Here is a 17,619-nt window from a genome sequence, read left to right as displayed (position 1 = left end):
GACGGAGCCTTGCTAATGGACGGTTGGATTATCAGCCAGGCAGAGCGAACTTCTTCTGCTTGTCCGGCTTGCCGCAGTCGCGGCGGTCGATGGACCGGTTCATGGCATCGATCTCGCCCGACGCCTTGTCGCTGTCGCGCTGGGCCTTGGAGCGCATGTCGGGCGTGAACGGACCGAAGCCCATGGCGGGATTGGAGAAGGTCGGCTTGGCGGTCGTCGGGAGATTGTATTGCTGCGCCAATCCGTTGCGCTGCGCCAGCAACTGATCGCATGGCACGCTGTCATATTGCAGCGAGGATTCGATGTTGGCATCCTGCCGCTCGGACGCTGAATTGCCGACGCAGCCGGTGGTTGCCAGGCAAGACGCCAAGATCATCATGTTCCAGCGCATCGAAGTGCTCCTCCTGGTATCCCGCCCTGATGCGACCAGATCGCAAATATCAGTCGCGCACGCAAATCGGACTTTTTCGCAGCAGTGCAACGAGCTGGCCTCACACGGCCTGAGCTTTCCGTGCCACGACGGCCAGGCCTTTGACAGGCTCTCGGCGATCCCAGCGGATGGTTGTCGGTTCCAGCGCGACGATCGAGAGACCGTTGGCCTCGAGGGTCCGTCCGACATAGCCATCCGAATGGGCGTAGCGCCGCGACGGCTGCAGCGCGAAGTCGCCGCCATCCACGAGGCTCTCGACGGAAAAGGCAAACAGGCCGCCCTCGGCGAGCAGGCCGGCGACCGCTGCCACCAAACCTTCGAGCCCACCGATGTAAATCAGCACGTCGGCTGACGTCACCAGATCGGCCTTGCCGCCCGAATAGGAAAAATCCTGCAAATCCGCTTTTGTCAGCGCGTCATAGATATTTTTTGCCCGCGCCTTCCTCAGCATCCTTGCCGAGATATCGACCCCCTCCAGCCGGTCGACGATCGGCCTCAGCCTCTCGCCCATCAGTCCGGTGCCGCAACCCAGGTCGAGCGCCAGGCGGAAGCGGCCCGGCCTTGCCTTGCGGATGGCAGCGTCGAGCACCTCGGGCAGCCGGTAGTCGAGCTTGCCGACCAGCGTCTCCTCGAATGTCTCGGCATAGTGGTCGAACAACGTCTCGACAAAGGCGCTGGGCGGCGCGGTGGAGGCCGGACCTTTGCCGATCAGCTGCAGTTTGAGCACCGCGCCCTGGCGATCGGCCGGATCGAGTTTCAGCGACGTCGTCCAGGCCTGCGCCGCAAGGTCGAGCCTGCCTGATGCCTCCTGCATCTCGCCGAGGCGAAACCAGCCCATTGCCCATTGCGGCGCCAGTTCCAGCGCGCCGAGCAGCAACTCGGCCGCCGCAGTGTGATCGCCGGAGACAAAGAGCATTTCGGCATAGTCTGCACGGCGATCGGCGTTCGGGTCGCCCGACGAGGTCTGAAGCGGTTTCATGATGATGGTTCCACCGGCAGGGTAGCCGGCCGCCCATCTGTGTAGAGCAAAGCACGCCGAAGCTGAACCGAATTGAGCAGGCTTTGCCCGGCGAGTCAGCAGTCTCGGGCAACCGGCTTCCCGCGGCGGAATTATATCCTATCTTGAGGGTCATGCGCGCCAGCGACCTGCTTCATCCCCGGCCCGAGGGCCTCTACTGCCCGCCGGGCGATTTCTTCATCGACCCGGTACGGCCGGTGAACCGGGCGCTGATCACGCACGGCCATTCCGACCATGCTCGTTCCGGCCACGGCTCGGTGCTCGCGACACAGCAGACGCTCGACATCATGGCACTGCGCTACGGCGAGGATTTTGCCGGGACGACGCAGGCAGCCATGCTCGGCGAAACGATTGCCCTCGACGGCGTCAGCGTCAGCTTCCATCCGGCCGGCCATGTGCTGGGGTCGGCGCAGATAGCGGTCGAGCACCAGGGCAGGCGCATCGTCGCCTCCGGCGACTACAAGCGGCAGAAGGATGCGACCTGCGCACCGTTCGAGCCGATTCGCTGCGACGTCTTCATCACCGAGGCGACCTTCGGTCTGCCGGTGTTTCGCCATCCGCCCGATACGGAAGAGGTCGCCCGGCTGCTGAAATCGGCCGCGCAGTTTCCCGAACGCTCGCATCTGGTCGGAGCCTACGCGCTCGGCAAGGCACAACGGGTGATGCGGCTGTTGCGCGACGCCGGTTACGACAAGCCGCTCTACATCCATGGCGCGCTGGCCAGGCTCAGCGAATATTACCAGAGCCAGGGCATCGACCTCGGCGACCTCGAGCCGGCGACGGTGGAGAGCGGCGGCAAGCAGGATTTCGCCGGCGCCATCGTGGTCGGCCCGCCATCGGCCTTCGCCGACCGCTGGGCGCGGCGCTTTCCCGACCCGATCTCATGCTTCGCGTCGGGCTGGATGCGCATCCGCCAGCGCGCCAAGCAAGGCGGCGTCGAGCTGCCGCTGATCATCTCGGACCATGCCGACTGGGACGAACTCACCGCCACCATCAAGGAGACCGGCGCCGAGGAAATCTGGGTCACGCACGGCCGCGAGGAAGCCCTGGTGCGCTGGTGCGAGCTGGAAGGGATAGCGGCCAGGCCACTGCATCTGGTGGGCTACGAGGACGAGGGCGATTGATGCAATACAGTTCGCCAATTGTCCCTGACGAGCCCTACGGCGCCCCCCTCTGGCCTGCCGGCCATCTCCCCCACTTGTGGGGAGATCAGATGTTACGCCGGCTTTCGCCAATCGCTGATGTTGGGGGAGATGAGCCGGCATCGCAGCTGCCAATCTCCCCCCTCGTGGGGGAGATGTCCGGCAGGACAGAGGGGAGCGCGACGGGACGCGACGCCTGCCGATTGGCGAGGTTTCCCTCCCCATGAACCGCTTTGCCGAACTTCTCGACCGCCTGGTGCTGACGCCGTCGCGCAACGGCAAGCTGACGCTTTTGACCGACTATTTCCGCAGCGTCGAGGATCCCGACCGTGGTCTGGCGCTGGCCGCGATCACCGGCGATCTCAAAATTGCCGCCGTCAAGCCGGCCATGCTGCGCACGCTGGTCACCGAACGCATGGACCCGGTGTTGTTCGGCTATTCCTACGACTATGTCGGCGACCTCGCCGAGACGGTGTCGCTGGTCTGGCCGCAACCGCCTGGCAGGATCGCCAACCGCGAGCCGACGCTTGGCGAGGTGGTGGCGAAGCTGCAGGCGGCAAGCCGCTCCGACGGGCCGAAGGTGCTGACGGGGCTGCTCGACAGCGCCGGCATCTCGGCGCGCTTCGCCATCATCAAGCTGGTCACCGGCGGCCTGCGCATCGGCGTCTCGGCGCGGTTGGCCAAACAGGCGCTGGCCGATTTCGGCAAGGTCGACGTCGCCGAGATCGAGGAGCTCTGGCATGGGCTGTCGCAGCCCTACACGGCACTGTTCGCCTGGCTGGAAGGCAAGGCCGAAAAACCACGCAACACGGCGCTGGCGCTGTTTCGCCCGGTCATGCTGTCGAACCCGGTGGGCGACTGCGATCTCGAAAAGCTCGATCCCGCCGACTATGCGGCGGAATGGAAATGGGACGGGATCCGTGTCCAGGCGGTGGCCGAAGGCGGCATCCGCCGGCTCTATTCGCGCACCGGCGACGATGTCTCGGGCGCCTTTCCAGACCTCGCCGACGCCATGCACTTTTCCGCCGCACTCGACGGCGAATTGCTTGTCGGCGATCCACGCGAGGCGACGGGAACCTTCTCGGACTTGCAGCAGCGGCTGAACCGCAAGACGGTGACACTGAGGATGCAGCAGCAATATCCGGCCTTCATGCGCTGCTACGACCTGCTGCAGATTGGTGAAGAGGATCTGCGCCCACTGTCCTTCCGCGAGCGGCGCGGCCGCCTGGAAGCCTTCATCGGGACGCTCGACCCCAGCCGCTTCGATCTCTCCCCCTTCGTCGACTTCGCGGACTGGCAGGCGCTCGAGGACCTGCGCCGTGCGCCGCCGCATCCGATCATCGAAGGGGTGATGCTGAAGCGCTGGGATTCGCCCTATCTCGCCGGCCGGCCGAAGGGGCCGTGGTTCAAATGGAAGCGCGACCCGCACACGGTGGACGCCGTGCTGATGTATGCCCAGCGTGGCCACGGCAGGCGTTCGAGTTTCTATTCGGACTACACGTTCGGCGTCTGGTCCGGGACCGAGGGCGCGGAGGAGCTGGTGCCGGTCGGCAAGGCCTATTTCGGCTTCACCGACGAAGAGCTGAAGCAGATCGACAAATATGTCCGCGACAACACGGTCGAGCGCTTCGGACCGGTGCGCTCGGTGCGCGCCGACCGTGACAATGGCCTGGTGCTGGAAGTCGCCTTCGAGGGGCTCAACCGCTCGACTCGGCACAAATCGGGTGTGGCCATGCGTTTCCCCAGGATTTCACGGCTGCGCTGGGACAAGCCGGCCAACGAGGCCGACCGCATAGAAACCCTGCAGGCGCTGCTCGACTGATAGGCACCGCCGGTATGTCGGTCGCAACGATTCAATTCAAGGCTCGATCGAGACGCGAATCTCGTAGACGTTGACCGCCTTGCCCTGCTTGTCGAAATCGGAATTGACGGCAATGGTTCCGGCCGAACCTGGATGCTTGTCGGGGAACTTCACGTCGAACAGATATTCGTTTTTCTGCTGGCCGACGGCGTAACGCTTGCGGCCGCAGTCGCCGAGTTCGCCGAAATTGCAGTCGACGGAGATCTGCGTGTCCTTGCCGTCCTCGGCCCGGGCGATGATGTCGAACACGGCGTGCTTGCCGGCGAGCTTTTCCAGCACGCCCTGCCCGACGTCGAAGGCGATCGCCGAGCCGGAGGCGCCGGACTGGATGCGCAGGAACGGCCCGCTGTCGTCCTTCATCACCTCGGCCTTGGCGTCCGACGGCGCGGCGACATGGCTCGGGTCGGTCGGCGAAAACACATTGATCCAGTCGTGCGACTGATCCGCGGCACCGGGCTTTGCCGGGGCGTTGGCGCCGTCGGCCGGGGTGAAATCGTCGTCCTCGACGGTCGGCGGTGCTTCCGGCGGCGCGGTATTGAGCTCGGCCGCCGACTTGAACACACCGGTCTGCATGGCGAAAAACAGGCCGATGCCAACCGCCGCGAGCAGCGTCACCGTGAAGAAAATGGCGGTCAGCGGCAGGCGACGTCCGCGAATGCGCCGCTCATCGCGGTCTGGCGCCACTTCCGTCGCGGCTCCTGGCGCGGCGGGAGCCGACATGTCGATGGTCGGCGCACCGGGCAGGGTCGCATCCGGCATGATGTCTGGAACGACCGGCAGCACGCGCGAGCGCGGTGCATCGGAAGCGGGCTGCACGGGGGCGTCGACGGAGGCAGCGGGCGATGGCACCCTCGGGCTGGCCTCGACCGCCGGCGCCGCATCGGCCTCGACCTCGCCCGCCGGCGCGTCGATCGCGTCGATCCGCGGGGCAACGCCAGGCACCGCCGGCAGGTACTCGGATTCGATTTCGGTGATTTTCGCCTGGATAGCCTTGCGGCGCTTGATGGCGACTTCCACGGTCACGCCGGGATTTGCCTGGAGCGCACGGTCGAGCGCGGCGAAGGCCGAACGATAGACCCTCTCGCGGAACGCGCGGTCCTCGGCATTGCCCTTTTCCAAGGCGTTCCGGATCGCTTTTTCGATCGCGTCCAAGCGAGATCCCTCTGCAAATTGCCACAAGCTTTCATGATGGTTAGCGGCAGGCGACCAATCAATCAACGGGCGGTCGGCCGCATTCTGCCTCGACGGGCCGTCCGAAGTCCATCTTCGCGATGTTCCGGCAAACAAAATCGGAAACTGTCGGCGATTCCGGCATGCAAGGGCGCTGGAGCCCCGGTTTCGATCGCGGCGGGACGCTTGCATGATTTGCCAAGTCGCATCTTGAATTCGCGGCCGGTTGAGTCTATCACCCTGCCCATCTTGGAGGCCTTGGCCTCCCGGGCCGCTTTAGCTCAGTTGGTAGAGCACATCATTCGTAATGATGGGGTCAGGTGTTCGAGTCACCTAAGCGGCACCAGTTTTTTCAAACCGATGGTCGAAGCGGCTTGGGTGCGCGAAAGATGGCCCGAATTCCGGCCGTTTGCCTTTTGCCAGGCCGGGTAGTCGTGCGACTTGCGGATACCCGCCCGCAACCAAGCCCACCACCATTCGTTGGTTCAACGCTGGGTGGATCCCCAGCGACTTCCTGACTTGCCCGCCAGTCTCTGGCGGGCTTTTTGCGCTCGCTTGACAACAACCGCCGGCCGCAGGCAATTTGCGGTCTTGAGGGATCAACGGGGGAATATCCATGAAGAAGACCTACGAGAAGCCTGAATTGAAGAAGCGCGATCGTCTGGCCAGCGTAGCTGCGCAAATCGCCCCAATATCCGGCCCGGTAGCCGGGTGACGAGGACGGGGCGTCTTCCCGGCGCCCGTGCCTGATCGCCATCACAAATGGTCGTATAATCGCCCGTCGACCTCGGCCGGCGGGTTTTTTGCGTTTAGGAAGGCGATGGGGACGCTGTCTTCATCCTGCCGATCAGTCTTCATCCTGCCGATCAGTCGCGAGGTCCTTCCGGGCCTGGAACAGAAACGCGCTGACAAGCGAGCGGTCCGGCATTTTCAAATCTCAACAACAAATGATGGATATCGCATTTCTATTTTTTTGAAACAGGCGCCTGTTTTTTGGAACAGACGCTTGGGTCGCACATTTCCTGCCGATGGTTCCACGGACAGGAGGTTTTAAATTGCCAAGGCGTGTCGACAAGGAAAAGCTGGCAAGAGCGGACCGCGAGGCGAGGCTGGTGCTGGATGCCGAGCGCCACGCCAGGGATGCCAAGACAGCCCGCCTGAGGGAGCAGAGACTGCAGCAGGAGGCCTTGGCGGACAAGCCTCCGCCTGCGCGCCAACGGGAGCCGGTCAGGAAGCCGGCCCGGCGTGTGATCGAGGCGGACTGATCCGCGGAGGCCTCCCGCTTCGCCCCGAGGGCGCCGTCCGCGATGCCCCCCGCGTTGCCGCATGAGACAGTGGCCCAAAAGACCCGTATGCCATTGTCGGGACACCGGTTTTGGTATGAAATGTCAGGTGTCAGCATGGGAGGTCCAAATGCCCAACACTTTCAAGACCGGAGACGTCGTCAAGCTGAAGTCGGGAGGCCCGAAGATGACGGTCAGCGATGGCGCCGCTTCCGGCATGTATCTGTGCCACTGGTTCAATAAAGAGGGCGATGTGTGGACCCCTCAGCATGCCGGCTTCAAATCGGATCAGCTGGTAGCCGACGATCACTCGGCGTAATCCAGACGCGCCGGACGAAGTGCTTTGCCACTTCTCCTGCCGCCGCCAAAGCCCGGCATTGCGGCAAGCGCGTGATCGGCATCGGCGACCGACGGATTTCTCCGATCGCTGCGTTTAACGGTTGAAGCGTGACCCTGGCATTGGGCCATGGCATGCGCCAACCGGAGACGTGAAGCATGATACGCCGTTCGATCCTTGCCGCTGCCTTGAGCCTGCTGACCACCGCGGCTCTGGCCCAGACAGCGGCAGAACCACCGGCCGCCACGCCACCCGCGGCCACATCCCCCGCGGCCACATCCCCTACTGCCCCATCCCGCACCGCCAAGTCCGACATCACGCTGGCCAAGTTCCAGAAGCGGCGGGAGAAGGCGATCATGGCCGCCGACACGGACGGCGACGGCAAGATCAGCCTCTTGGAGTGGGAGGCCTTCCGGGCCAAACGCAACGTCAAGGGCGATCCCGCCAAATCCTTCGCGCGCATCGATTCCAATCATGACGGCTTCATCGACCGGGCCGAGCTCGATGCGTTGTTCGCCAAGCGCTTCGCCAGGCTGGACAAGAATGGCGACGGCATTCTAACGGCCGACGAGAGGCCGGGCCACAAATCCGCTCCCAAGCCGGAGCAATGACCAAGAGGCTATGACGCGTAATGGACATCGGGAGTGCGCCAGCCGATGAGCGCCGACCCGGACGAGGAGTTGGTTCGCCGCGTCGGTGCCGGCGAGCCGGAGGCGGTGCGGTTGCTGGTCGCGCGCAAGCTGCCGCGCATCCTTTCGCTGGCCGTGCGCATGCTGGGCGACGCGGCGGAGGCCGAGGATGTCGCGCAGGAAACCTTCATGCGCATCTGGCGTCATGCATCGGGCTGGCGGCGCGGCAATGCACGCTTCGACAGCTGGATCCACCGCGTCACGCTCAACCTCTGCTACGACCGGCTGCGCCGGCGCCGCGAATGGGTGACCGACGCGGTGCCGGACATTGTCGATCCCGCCCCGCTTCCCGATGCCCGCGAAGAGCCGCATCGGGTCGAGCAGGCCTTGCAGGCAATCGCACCACGCCAGCGCGAGGCGATCATCCTGGTCTACTATCAGGAGATGTCCAACATAGAGGCGGCCGCGACCCTGGAGATCAGTGTCGATGCCTTGGAGAGCCTGCTGTCGCGCGGCCGGCGGGCGCTGCATACGATCCTGGCCAGGGATGGTGCCCATGACTGAGAAAGGCGCGATCATGATGCGAAGAATTCACCGTACCTCGCGAGCGTCCGGTGGCCAGGTCCCGGGAATCCAACCGCCCGGACACGCGGCGCCAATCGGCAAAGGATGGACTGATGTCTGATGGGTCGAGGAACGAACCCGCAATGGATGCCGAGCGCTTTGCGGCTCTGGCGGCGGCCTATGGCGGCGATCTGCGGCGGTGGCCGCAGGCCGATCGCAGGGCCGGAGCGATGTTCGCCGCGAGCGAGATGGGCGCGGTCATATTGGGCCACGCCGGGAAACTCGACGCCTTGCTCGACAGCTATGCCGTCAAGGCGCCCGGCGCGGCGCTGCACGGCAGCATCCTGCGCACCGCCGAGCGGCACCTTGTCAAGCGCCGGCGCCAACTGGTCTGGTGGCTGGGTTTGGGCCTTGCCGGCATTGGCCTGGCGGGCGCGGTGGCCGGGTTGGCCCTGGTGACCATCGTTACTCCAGAGGTTCCGTCCGACCATTATGTGCTCGATGCCAATGCGACGGCGTTCGGCGATGCCGGGCCCGACGGCGAAACAGTCGGGGAGGACCTATGAGCACGGGCCGTAAGCTCATCATCGCGTCGGTGGCGCTGAATGTCTTCCTGGCCGGGGCGCTTGCCGGCGGGGCCGTCTGGGTAAGAAGCGGCAAGCAGGGCCAGGGCTATTCGCTGGAGGCGGCCGGCGGCCGTCTTCCCGACCAGCAGCGCATGCTGTTCCGCAAGGCATTGCGCGAGGTTCGCCGCGAGTCGCGCGACATCATCCTCGACGGCCAGCAGGCCAGGCGCGAGGCGGCGGATCTGTTGCGGCAGCCCGTCCTCGACACGGCGGCGCTGTCGGCGGCCCTTGAACGGGCCCGCAATGCCGACATCACCCTGCGCACGCGGCTGGAGCAGCGCATCACCGAGTTCGCGGCTGCAGGCTCCGCCGAGGCGCGCGCCGTGCTGGCGGACGGGCTGGCCAGGCGCGCCGGGCCGCAGCCGAAGGCGGAGCCAAAAAAATCACCGTGACGGCCGACGGAAAGCGCCCGCAGGGCCGTTTAACCGGGAGAAGGGCAGACCTGCCGGCCCCATCGGTACGAACAGGTTTTCATTCTCGGACAACATTCGGAGTAACGTCATGAACCGTCTGACACAGTATGCGGCAGCAGCCGTCCTCGCCTTGACCGGAACCGCGGCAACCGTCGCGACCTCCGCCGCCATGCCGATGGTGGCGCAACCGGCCGCGCCGGCGCTGATCGAGCATGTGGCCTGGGGTTGCGGACCCGGCTGGCATCCCAATCCCTGGGGGCGCTGCGTTCCCAACCGTGTCGTGGTGTATCCGCGCTACCGCTATTGGCACGGCCCGGCCTATTACGGCTGGCATCCGCACCGCCACTGGCACCGCTGGCATCGCTGGTAAGCGTGCGGGAGGGCCGGGCGGCACCCGCCCGCCCGGTCGCCTGTCCCCGGTTTGAGCCGGGGAACAGCCCAATCGGGCGTCGCGCGCCTCGCGTGAGATCCAATCATGGAGCGCTGACATGGCCGTCGCGACCAAAAGGCCCATGGCGCCAGGTCCCGCCCTGCCGAATCCCGCCCTGATCGCCTTCAACCGCTTCGGGCTCGGGGCCCGGCCCGATGACCGCGACAGGCTGGCGAACGACCCACGCAGCTATCAGGCGGCCTCGACCTTGGCGGCCTCAGAGGCCTCGCCGCGCACCAGCCTGGTCACGCCGACGAAGTCGATCTTGCCCGAGCCAAGCACCGGCACGTGCGCCACGACGCGCACTTCGGCCGGCACCATCAGGTCCATGGCGCCGTTCGCCTTGGCGAAGGCCAGAAATTCGGCGCGCGTCGCGTTTTCGGCTTCGGTGATGAGCACCAGCTTTTCGCCCTTGCGCGGATCAGGCACCGTCGCGACCGCCGAGAGCGAACCTTTCCACAGCTCGCCCGCCAACGCTTCCACGGCAGCCAGCGAAATCATCTCGCCGCCAATCTTGGCGAAGCGCTTGGCGCGGCCGCGAATGCTGACGAAGCCGGCATCGTCGATGCTGACGATATCGCCGGTGTCATGCCAACCGTCCTGCAGCGGTTCGAGCACACCAGGCTTTTCCGCCCTGAGATAGCCCGCCATGACGTTGGGGCCGCGCACGAACAGCCGCCCGCCGCCCTGGACGCCGATCACCGGATCCAGGCGGTATTCCATGCCGGGCATGATTTTTCCCACCGTGCCCGATCTGTTGTACATCGGCGTGTTGATGGAAATCACCGGCGCCGTCTCGGTGACGCCGTAGCCTTCGAGAATGCGCAGGCCGAACTTCTCCATATAGGTTTCGCGGGTCGAGGCCTTGACCGGCTCGGCGCCGGAAAAGCAGTAGCGCACCGAGCGGAAATCATAGGGGTGTGCGGTGCGCGCATAGCCGCTGAGGAAGGTGTCGGTGCCGAAGATGATCGTCGCGTTCGAGGCATAGACCAGTTCGGGAACGATGCGGTAGTGCAGCGGCGAAGGGTAGAAATAGACCGGAACGCCCGACACCAGCGGCAGCACCGTGCCCGCCGTCAACCCGAAGGAATGGAAGATCGGCAGCACGTTGAACACCTTGTCGCCCGAGTGGAAATCGATGCGCGAGGCGGCCTGCGCGGCATTGGCCAGGATGTTGCGATGGGTAAGCACCACGCCCTTGGGCGTGCCTTCGGAGCCAGAGGTGAACAGGATCACGGCCGGATCGGTGGCATTGCGGGCAACCCGTGGCGTGGCCTTGCGCAGCATGCCAAGCAGCTTGTCCTTGAGGCTGATGGTTGCGCGCAGATCGTCGAGCCAGACGATGTTCACCGACCGGCCGACTTCCTCGACCGTCGCGCCGAGCTTGGCCTGCTCGACAAAGGCCCGAGAGGTCAAAATTGTGGTGACCCGCGCCGCCTTGCAGGCGGACAGGATGTTGGCGGCACCGGCGGTGAAGTTGATCATCGCCGGGACCTTGCCGGCGGACATGACGCCAAGCAGCGCGGCACAAGCGCCATTGGCATTGGGCAGCATGATGCCGAGCGTGTCCTGTCCGGCATAGAGCGCTTCGAACTTCTCGCCGAGCACGGCGACACCCGTGAGCAGCTTGCCATAGCCCAGCGAACCGGCGACCGGATCCTGCACGGCGAGTTGCTTCATGCCGCGCTCGGTCGCCGTTTCGATGACCCTTTCGAGCACGGTCTTGTCGATATGCTGGGTGCGGAAGACGAGGTCGGACATCACCTGGTAGAGTGCGGCACCGGCGGCGGCTCTGCGCTTGCGGCCCTTCAGTTCGTCGGCGACCTTGAGCCTGACCGGCGGCAGTATGGTCACCTTGACCTTCGGGAACAGGCGACGGCGCACGTGCTGCGCCGTCAGCCGCGAGAAGGGGCTTTTCTCCAGCCCCTCGATACGGATCGGCACGACCATCGAGCCGGTCTTGTCGGCCACCATGGCGGCGCCGTCATAGACCTTCATCAGCCCGCCGGTGACGGTGATGCGGCCCTCGGGAAAGATGACCAGCGGATCGCCATTCTGCACGATCTTGATCAGCGTGCGCGTCGACATCGGCTTGGCCGGATTGAGCGGCAAGGCGCGGGTCAGTTTGAGGAACGGCTTCATCCACCAGGCCTGCGCGATGGTGTAGTCGATGGCGAAGACCGGCTCTTCATCGGTCAGCGTCAGCGCCAACGGACCGTCGAGAAAGCTGACATGGTTGAGCGCCAGAATCGGCGCCGGGCCTGCGGCCTTGAGGTTTTCCAGACCCTCCACTTCCAGCCGATGGAAGGCGCGAAAGAGGATGGAGACGAAGTCGCGGAAGGCGTTGGTCGGCAGATATTTCAGCATCAGCCAGGCGGCCACCGCATTGAAGGCGGCAAGCCCGAACAACAAGCTGGCAATAGAGACGCCAGCGGCCTGGACGGCGGCGACGAGGATGCCGCCCAGCGTCATGAAGCCGGCGTTGACGATGCTGACAGCGGCGACGACGCGGGCGCGGCGCGCCTCGGGCGACCAGGCCTGCACGGCAGCGAAGGTCGGCACGACCAGGAAGGCACTGGAAATGGCCATGCCGGCAAGGTCGATGGCAACGCGGATGGTGTTCGGCCCGGCGAAGAAGAGGCCAAGGGTTTCAGCCTTGGGCGAAGGCTGCATGCTCCAGATCGTCCAGGCAAGGTGCAAGCCGAACAGCGCCAGAAGCGCGGTGCCGACCGGCGCGGGAAGCAGCACCATGCGGCCCTGCGACATCCAGGCGGCGATCGCCGAGCCGATGGCAATGGAGACGGCGAACACCGCGAGATAGGCGGTGACCGCGATCTCGTTGCCGCCGAGCTGGTCCTTGATCAGCGTGGGCAGGATCGAAAGCACGATGGCGCCGATCAGCCAGAACCACGAGGTCATCAATCCGGCGCGCCAGATGCGCGTGTCGGTGCGCAATTCGCTGACCTGGCGCCATGTCGAGCGGAAGATGTTCCAGTCGATGACAAGGTTCGGCGCGGCTGAGCCGGTCGAGGGGATGGAGCGGCTGACGAACCAGCAGCCGACCGCAAGGATCATCATCATCGGGCCGAAAACGGCGACACCGATGCCGTCAGCGGAGACGACACCGCCCACGATCGTGCCGCCAAGGATGGCGGCGAAGGTCGCCGACTCGATCCAGGCGTTGGCGCGGGGCAATTCCTTGCGCTCGAGATGATCGGGCAGGATGCCGTATTTGATCGGCCCAAACAGTGCCGAGATGACGCCGAATATCAACAGCGCGGTCATCAGCACAGGAATGGAGGACAGCGCGATGCCGACGACCGCGACGGCAGCGGCGCCGATCTCGGCGAATTTCAGCCGGCGGGCAATGAGCGCCTTGTCGAAGCGGTCGGCGATCTCGCCGCCCAGCGCCGACAGGAACAGGAACGGCGCCATGAACACGGCGCCGGCCAGCGTGACCAGCGAGGCGGCCTGATCGGCAGCCAGTGTGAAGAGGATCAGGAACACCAGCGTGTTCTTGAGGAAATTGTCGTTGAAAGCGGACAGGAACTGCGTCCAGAAGAGCGGCGCGAAGCGCCGCGAAAGCATGAGATGCGTGTTCATGGCGTTGTCCCATTTGGCGGAACCACGCGGCGATGCTCCGGTGATCCCCGCGGGTTCATGCGCTGTTCCATCGTTGTGATAGCCGTGAGCTGGTTAAGGTTCTTTACTGGGTCGGAAATCGCCGGTGGTCGCTGGTTCGTTCCGGCGCTGGTGAAGCTGGCCTGTGCGCGCCCGTGTCAAGCGGTTCCGACATCTACGCCTCCTTATGAACAATGTTCATGGCGCCAATGTAGCATAACTTGAACGATGTTCAAGGGCAAAAATGAACGATGTTCACAAAAGTGAGGAGAGGTTAACGAGTCAATCGCCAGGGCCTGGCTATCGTTCGCGGCCAGCCCCTGTCCAATGGGAATCTACAAGCTGCACCGACGCGCTTGATCCCCGGCTAGCGAGGAGCGCCTTCGTTCAGTGTCGCCACGGTCTTCAGCGCGCCGTCCAGCATGTCGCCCTTCTCGTCCTTGAGCGCCGCCTCGCGCAGGCGGCGGATCCAGTCGGCGGCGTCGTCCCTCCCCTTGAGCAGATCGAGCGCCGACAGCACGCGGTCGAATTTCGACTGGGCGCGCACATGCGTGTCGCTGTAGCCCTTGATCAGCCGGCGACAGTTGAGGATTTCGACCGCAAGCGCGTAATCTGCCGGCACGTAGCCAAGCGCCAGAGCGTACCAGCGTTCGAGATGCGCGGCCTCGACCTTGTGGCGCAGCAGGCTGCGGCGCCAGCGGCGCAGGCCGCCGATGAACCACAGAGCGGCGAAGCCGGCGAAGCTGTCGGTGCGGATGCGGCGGCCATGGTTGATGCGGCGATCGAGAAAGGCGGCCAGTTTCGGCCGGCTTTCGATGTAGCTGCCCAGCCCCGCCGGCAGCGTGCCGCAGAACTCCTCGATGCGCGGGTGGAAATATTCGGTCACCTGCAGGACCGAACCGTCCTTGACGCCAACCTCCTTGCGCACCCGCCTGTCGCGGGTCGAGCGCGTTTTCAGATCGGCGACGCGGATCATGTCGTCGTAGCACATGGCATTGGCCAGATGCTTGGCGGCGGCGATGGACAGCGCATAAGCGTGGCCGGCGCTGTCCAGCGCAACGGCGTTGTCCAGCCGGTCGAGATAGTCGCGCCCATAGGCGATGTCCTGATAGTCGACGACCTTTCTCAGGCCGCGAAGCGCCATGTCGCGCACGGCTACGGGCATCAGGTCGATGCGGGCGGCCTGGGCATGCCATCCCCGCAGCAGATTTTGCGGGCCGCTCACACGCCCGGCACCCAAAGCGGATTCGACAATGGCTGGCTCCGCCGGTTTTGACGAAGGTGCTGCCGCCGTGCCGCGTGCGCGGTCGAAGGCAGCGCCGAAGGCGGCAAGGCTGGCCTTCACGCCCCGCCCGCCGGCACCAATCGCCTGTTCGTAGCTCTCGCGCGTGAACGGCAGTGCGTCGGAGCCGGCCAGCGCGCCAAGCAGGCTGGCCGAGATCATCGAGCCGTTGTCGGCGGCGATCTTTTCCATGTCGAAAGCGATGAAGCGCTTCGACGCGGCCTCAGCCGTCGCGTGGACCTTGGACGACGAGGCGCGGCCGTCGCCCGGTTCGATCTTTTCCGAGACGGCGGCGATGCGATGCGAGGAGGCGATCAGCGTCGTGCGGTTGGGGGTGACGAAGCCCCTGATGATGGCGCGGCCGGCCTCCATCAATTCGGCGGCGATCAGGATGTCGACATCGCCCTGCGAGGGTGACAGGGCGAAGACCGGCAGGCGGCCGGTGTCGCGGGCCATCTCGATATAATAGATGGTCGCGCCGGTGCGCTGGGCGACGCCGGCGACCGAGGTCGACTGCGCGACATAGCCGTTGCGTTCGGCGACATTCGTGATCCAGTCGGCCAGCACGCCACCGCCCTGGCCGCCGACGGCCAGCACGGCGAGCTTGATCACCGGCTCATCGGCGGCACCGGATCTGGGGTGCAAGGAGGGGACGGGCTCAAGCATCGGCGAATATCAGGCGCCGGTTTTCGCGATGCCTCTGCAGGAAGCCGATCGTCGTGCGGCGCGCCGCTTCCAGGAACCGGTCCCAGCGGCTCGGATTGTGCACGACATCGGCGCGGTAGAAGGACGGACAGAGGACGGCGGCGTCCGCCACCTCGCCGCAATTGCCGCAGCCGACGCAGTTCTGGTCGATCGACGCGACCGGATCGTCGCGCAGCGGGTCGTCAAGCGATTTCACCGACAGCGACGGACAGCCGGAAAGCCGCATGCAGGCATGGTCCCCGGTGCAGATGTCCTCGTCGACGCCGAACTTCGGTTTGACGACACGCTCGCCGCCCTTGATGGCCTTGTCGACCAGCGGCTTTTCGCGGCGCTGGCGATTGAGCATGCACTCCGACGAAGCGACGATGACTTTCGGGCCCTTCTCATTCGTCGTCAGCGCCTCACGCAACGAGTCCTGCATCTTGCCGACATCGTAGGTGCGGTCGACATGGCGCAGCCATTTCACGCCCATGCCTTTCACCGCCTCGGTGATCGGATGCTTGGTCGACTTGGTCTTGTTGCCCGCACGCGACGACAGGATGTCCTGCCCGCCAGTCGCGGCCGAGTAGAAATTATCGACGATGACGATGACGCCGTCATTCTTGTTGAACACCGCGTTGCCGATCGAGGAGGTCAGGCCGTTGTGCCAGAAGCCGCCGTCGCCGACGAAGGAGATCGAGCGGCGCTTGGCGTCGGGCGAATTGAACGCCGAGGCCGAGGCTGGCCCCAGCCCATAGCCCATCGTGGTGGCGCCGAGCTCGAAAGGCGGCATGATCGAAAACAGATGGCAGCCGATGTCGGAGGCGATGTGGTGCTTGCCGAGTTCCTGTTCGACCAGCTTGGTCGCGGCAAAGATCGGCCGTTCCGGGCAGCCGATGCAGAAGCCGGGCGGGCGGCCCGGCACGACGTTGATCAGGTCAGCCGTGTCGACGCCGTCGCCGACCTTGTTGGGCGCGCGCACCTCGCCCGGCAAAAGATGCGGCGCCTCGGCGCGCAGGAAGGCGCCGATACCATCGAGCATGACCTGGCCGGTATATTCGCCGGCCATCGGCAGATGTTCCTTGCCGACCAGGCGCGTGCCGCGCCCGGCCTTGTGCAGCATGGCGGCAAAGGCCTGTTCGATATAGTTGGGCTGGCCTTCCTCGACCACCAGCACCGCCTGCTTGCCCTCGCAGAAGGCGAGGAACTCGTCGTCGATCAGCGGATAGACGGCGTTGAGCACGTAGAGCGGGACATCCGTGTCGCCATAGGTGTCGGCAAGGCCAAGCCGCTGCAGCGCACGGATGACCGAATTGTACATGCCGCCCTGCATGACGATGCCGACCGAGCCGTGGTCCGAGCCGAAGAACTCGTTGATCCTGTTCTTGGTGATGAAGTCGACGGCCGCCGGCCAGCGCTTTGCCACCTTCTCCTTCTCGTGCAGGAAGGAGGCGGGCGGCAGCACGATGCGGCCAGTGTCGCGGCGCGGCGCTTCGAGCGCATCGGCGACCGTCATCGGTGGGCGCTTGTTGTCCTTGGCGATGAAATGGCCATGCACGTGGCAGCAGCGGATGCGCACCTGCAGCATGACCGGCGTGTTGGAGACTTCCGACAGCTCGAAACCATCCTCCACCGCCTTGACGATCGACGGCAGGTTCGGACGCGGGTCGAGCAGCCAGACCTGGCTCTTCATGGCGAAGGCATGGCTGCGCTCCTGCATGATCGAGGAGCCCTCGCCATAATCCTCGCCGACGATGATCAACGCGCCGCCGGTGACGCCGCCGGACGCGAGATTGGCCAACGCATCTGAAGCCACGTTGGTGCCGACGGTCGACTTGAAGGTCGCCGCGCCGCGGATCGGATAATGCACCGAAGCGGCGAGCATGGCGGTGGCGGTGGCTTCCGAGGCGCTGGCCTCGAAATGCACGCCGAGTTCGCCCAGAATGTCCTGCGCGTCGGCCAGCACATCCATCAGGTGGCTGATCGGCGCGCCCTGGTAGCCGCCGACATAGCCGACACCGCATTGCAGCAGTGCCTTGGTGATGGCGAGGATGCCCTCGCCGGCGAATTCCTCGCCGGCGCCGAGCCTGAGCTTCTCGACTTCCTTGGCAAAAGACCGTTCGGCCATT

Annotated in this window: 15 protein-coding genes and 1 tRNA gene; 10 read left to right on the top strand and 6 right to left on the bottom strand. The window is 65.2% G+C overall.

The annotated features are described in order from the left end of the window. Positions 1 to 31: 31 nt before the first annotated feature. Complete coding sequence (locus tag EN845_RS25555) at positions 32 to 391, bottom strand: hypothetical protein (RefSeq protein ID WP_127278432.1); 360 nt, start codon at positions 389 to 391, stop codon at positions 32 to 34. Between the two features lie 100 nt (positions 392 to 491). Beyond that, a complete protein-coding gene (locus tag EN845_RS25550) occupies positions 492 to 1,409 on the bottom strand; it encodes a methyltransferase domain-containing protein (RefSeq protein WP_127870711.1) in 918 nt (305 codons plus the stop codon). 152 nt (positions 1,410 to 1,561) lie between these two features. Here EN845_RS25550 and EN845_RS25545 point away from each other — a divergent pair, with 152 nt between their 5' ends. Together EN845_RS25545 and EN845_RS25535 are read left to right on the top strand one after the other, a co-directional pair. After that, positions 1,562 to 2,572 (top strand): ligase-associated DNA damage response exonuclease, encoded by a 1,011-nt coding sequence (locus tag EN845_RS25545; RefSeq protein WP_127281133.1) that lies wholly within the window; start codon positions 1,562 to 1,564, stop codon positions 2,570 to 2,572. A gap of 241 nt (positions 2,573 to 2,813) precedes the next feature. Further along, positions 2,814 to 4,412, top strand: a complete 1,599-nt coding sequence (locus EN845_RS25535; protein WP_127870710.1) for a cisplatin damage response ATP-dependent DNA ligase — start codon at positions 2,814 to 2,816, stop codon at positions 4,410 to 4,412. Between the two features lie 36 nt (positions 4,413 to 4,448). Here the strand turns inward: EN845_RS25535 and EN845_RS25530 are convergent, their stop codons facing one another. Continuing rightward, on the bottom strand, positions 4,449 to 5,603 hold the full coding sequence (locus tag EN845_RS25530; protein ID WP_127870709.1) for a hypothetical protein: 1,155 nt from the start codon (positions 5,601 to 5,603) through the stop codon (positions 4,449 to 4,451). 288 nt (positions 5,604 to 5,891) lie between these two features. Between EN845_RS25530 and EN845_RS25525 the strand changes: the two genes are divergently transcribed. The 8 genes from EN845_RS25525 (at position 5,892) to EN845_RS25490 (ending at position 9,843) form a co-directional block, all read left to right on the top strand. Further along, positions 5,892 to 5,967 (top strand) — tRNA-Thr (locus EN845_RS25525). Positions 5,968 to 6,676: 709 nt separating this feature from the next. Further along, positions 6,677 to 6,886, top strand: coding sequence for a hypothetical protein (locus EN845_RS25520; protein ID WP_127275158.1), 210 nt, complete (start codon positions 6,677 to 6,679; stop codon positions 6,884 to 6,886). A gap of 148 nt (positions 6,887 to 7,034) precedes the next feature. Beyond that, the gene (locus EN845_RS25515) at positions 7,035 to 7,223 is read left to right on the top strand and encodes a DUF2158 domain-containing protein (protein ID WP_127275157.1); all 189 of its coding nucleotides are present in this window, start codon (positions 7,035 to 7,037) and stop codon (positions 7,221 to 7,223) included. Between the two features lie 176 nt (positions 7,224 to 7,399). Next, complete coding sequence (locus EN845_RS25510) at positions 7,400 to 7,852, top strand: acid-shock protein (RefSeq protein WP_127870708.1); 453 nt, start codon at positions 7,400 to 7,402, stop codon at positions 7,850 to 7,852. Positions 7,853 to 7,897: 45 nt separating this feature from the next. After that, positions 7,898 to 8,434 (top strand): RNA polymerase sigma factor, encoded by a 537-nt coding sequence (locus EN845_RS25505; protein WP_127870707.1) that lies wholly within the window; start codon positions 7,898 to 7,900, stop codon positions 8,432 to 8,434. Between the two features lie 113 nt (positions 8,435 to 8,547). Then, positions 8,548 to 9,000 carry a hypothetical protein gene (locus EN845_RS25500; RefSeq protein ID WP_127275154.1) on the top strand — a complete coding sequence of 151 codons (453 nt, stop codon included), beginning with the start codon at positions 8,548 to 8,550 and terminating at the stop codon, positions 8,998 to 9,000. Beyond that, complete coding sequence (locus EN845_RS25495; protein ID WP_127275153.1) at positions 8,997 to 9,452, top strand: periplasmic heavy metal sensor; 456 nt, start codon at positions 8,997 to 8,999, stop codon at positions 9,450 to 9,452. Before EN845_RS25500 ends, EN845_RS25495 begins: the two co-directional genes overlap by 4 nt. 109 nt (positions 9,453 to 9,561) lie before the next feature. Further along, a complete protein-coding gene (locus EN845_RS25490; RefSeq protein ID WP_127275152.1) occupies positions 9,562 to 9,843 on the top strand; it encodes a hypothetical protein in 282 nt (93 codons plus the stop codon). A 252-nt stretch (positions 9,844 to 10,095) separates the two neighbouring features. Here EN845_RS25490 and EN845_RS25485 read toward each other — a convergent pair whose 3' ends face one another. From EN845_RS25485 to EN845_RS25475, 3 genes are all read right to left on the bottom strand, one after another. Further along, positions 10,096 to 13,506, bottom strand: coding sequence for an acyl-[ACP]--phospholipid O-acyltransferase (locus EN845_RS25485; RefSeq protein ID WP_127870706.1), 3,411 nt, complete (start codon positions 13,504 to 13,506; stop codon positions 10,096 to 10,098). Between the two features lie 385 nt (positions 13,507 to 13,891). After that, positions 13,892 to 15,472, bottom strand: a complete 1,581-nt coding sequence (locus tag EN845_RS25480) for an indolepyruvate oxidoreductase subunit beta family protein (RefSeq protein ID WP_127870705.1) — start codon at positions 15,470 to 15,472, stop codon at positions 13,892 to 13,894. Beyond that, the gene (locus EN845_RS25475; protein WP_127870704.1) at positions 15,465 to 17,618 is read right to left on the bottom strand and encodes an indolepyruvate ferredoxin oxidoreductase subunit alpha; all 2,154 of its coding nucleotides are present in this window, start codon (positions 17,616 to 17,618) and stop codon (positions 15,465 to 15,467) included. The genes EN845_RS25480 and EN845_RS25475 overlap by 8 nt, the downstream gene beginning before the upstream one ends. Between the last annotated feature and the right edge of the window lies 1 nt (position 17,619).

Source organism: Mesorhizobium sp. M8A.F.Ca.ET.202.01.1.1 (assembly GCF_004791595.1).
Classification (GTDB): Bacteria; Pseudomonadota; Alphaproteobacteria; order Rhizobiales; family Rhizobiaceae; genus Mesorhizobium.
Note: the sequence above shows the minus strand (reverse complement) of the source record. Positions and strands in the feature narration are given on the sequence as shown.

Excerpts from the sequence above, each read along its gene's own strand:
- EN845_RS25510 (WP_127870708.1), top strand. The coding sequence starts at position 7,400 with ATGATACGCCGTTCGATCCTTGCCGCTGCCTTGAGCCTGCTGACCACC.
- EN845_RS25475 (WP_127870704.1), bottom strand. The coding sequence starts at position 17,618 with ATGGCCGAACGGTCTTTTGCCAAGGAAGTCGAGAAGCTCAGGCTCGGC.
- EN845_RS25505 (WP_127870707.1), top strand. The coding sequence starts at position 7,898 with ATGAGCGCCGACCCGGACGAGGAGTTGGTTCGCCGCGTCGGTGCCGGC.
- EN845_RS25500 (WP_127275154.1), top strand. The coding sequence starts at position 8,548 with ATGTCTGATGGGTCGAGGAACGAACCCGCAATGGATGCCGAGCGCTTT.
- EN845_RS25495 (WP_127275153.1), top strand. The coding sequence starts at position 8,997 with ATGAGCACGGGCCGTAAGCTCATCATCGCGTCGGTGGCGCTGAATGTC.
- EN845_RS25515 (WP_127275157.1), top strand. The coding sequence starts at position 7,035 with ATGCCCAACACTTTCAAGACCGGAGACGTCGTCAAGCTGAAGTCGGGA.
- EN845_RS25555 (WP_127278432.1), bottom strand. The coding sequence starts at position 391 with ATGCGCTGGAACATGATGATCTTGGCGTCTTGCCTGGCAACCACCGGC.
- EN845_RS25535 (WP_127870710.1), top strand. The coding sequence starts at position 2,814 with ATGAACCGCTTTGCCGAACTTCTCGACCGCCTGGTGCTGACGCCGTCG.
- EN845_RS25490 (WP_127275152.1), top strand. The coding sequence starts at position 9,562 with ATGAACCGTCTGACACAGTATGCGGCAGCAGCCGTCCTCGCCTTGACC.
- EN845_RS25485 (WP_127870706.1), bottom strand. The coding sequence starts at position 13,506 with ATGAACACGCATCTCATGCTTTCGCGGCGCTTCGCGCCGCTCTTCTGG.
- EN845_RS25480 (WP_127870705.1), bottom strand. The coding sequence starts at position 15,472 with ATGCTTGAGCCCGTCCCCTCCTTGCACCCCAGATCCGGTGCCGCCGAT.
- EN845_RS25550 (WP_127870711.1), bottom strand. The coding sequence starts at position 1,409 with ATGAAACCGCTTCAGACCTCGTCGGGCGACCCGAACGCCGATCGCCGT.
- EN845_RS25545 (WP_127281133.1), top strand. The coding sequence starts at position 1,562 with ATGCGCGCCAGCGACCTGCTTCATCCCCGGCCCGAGGGCCTCTACTGC.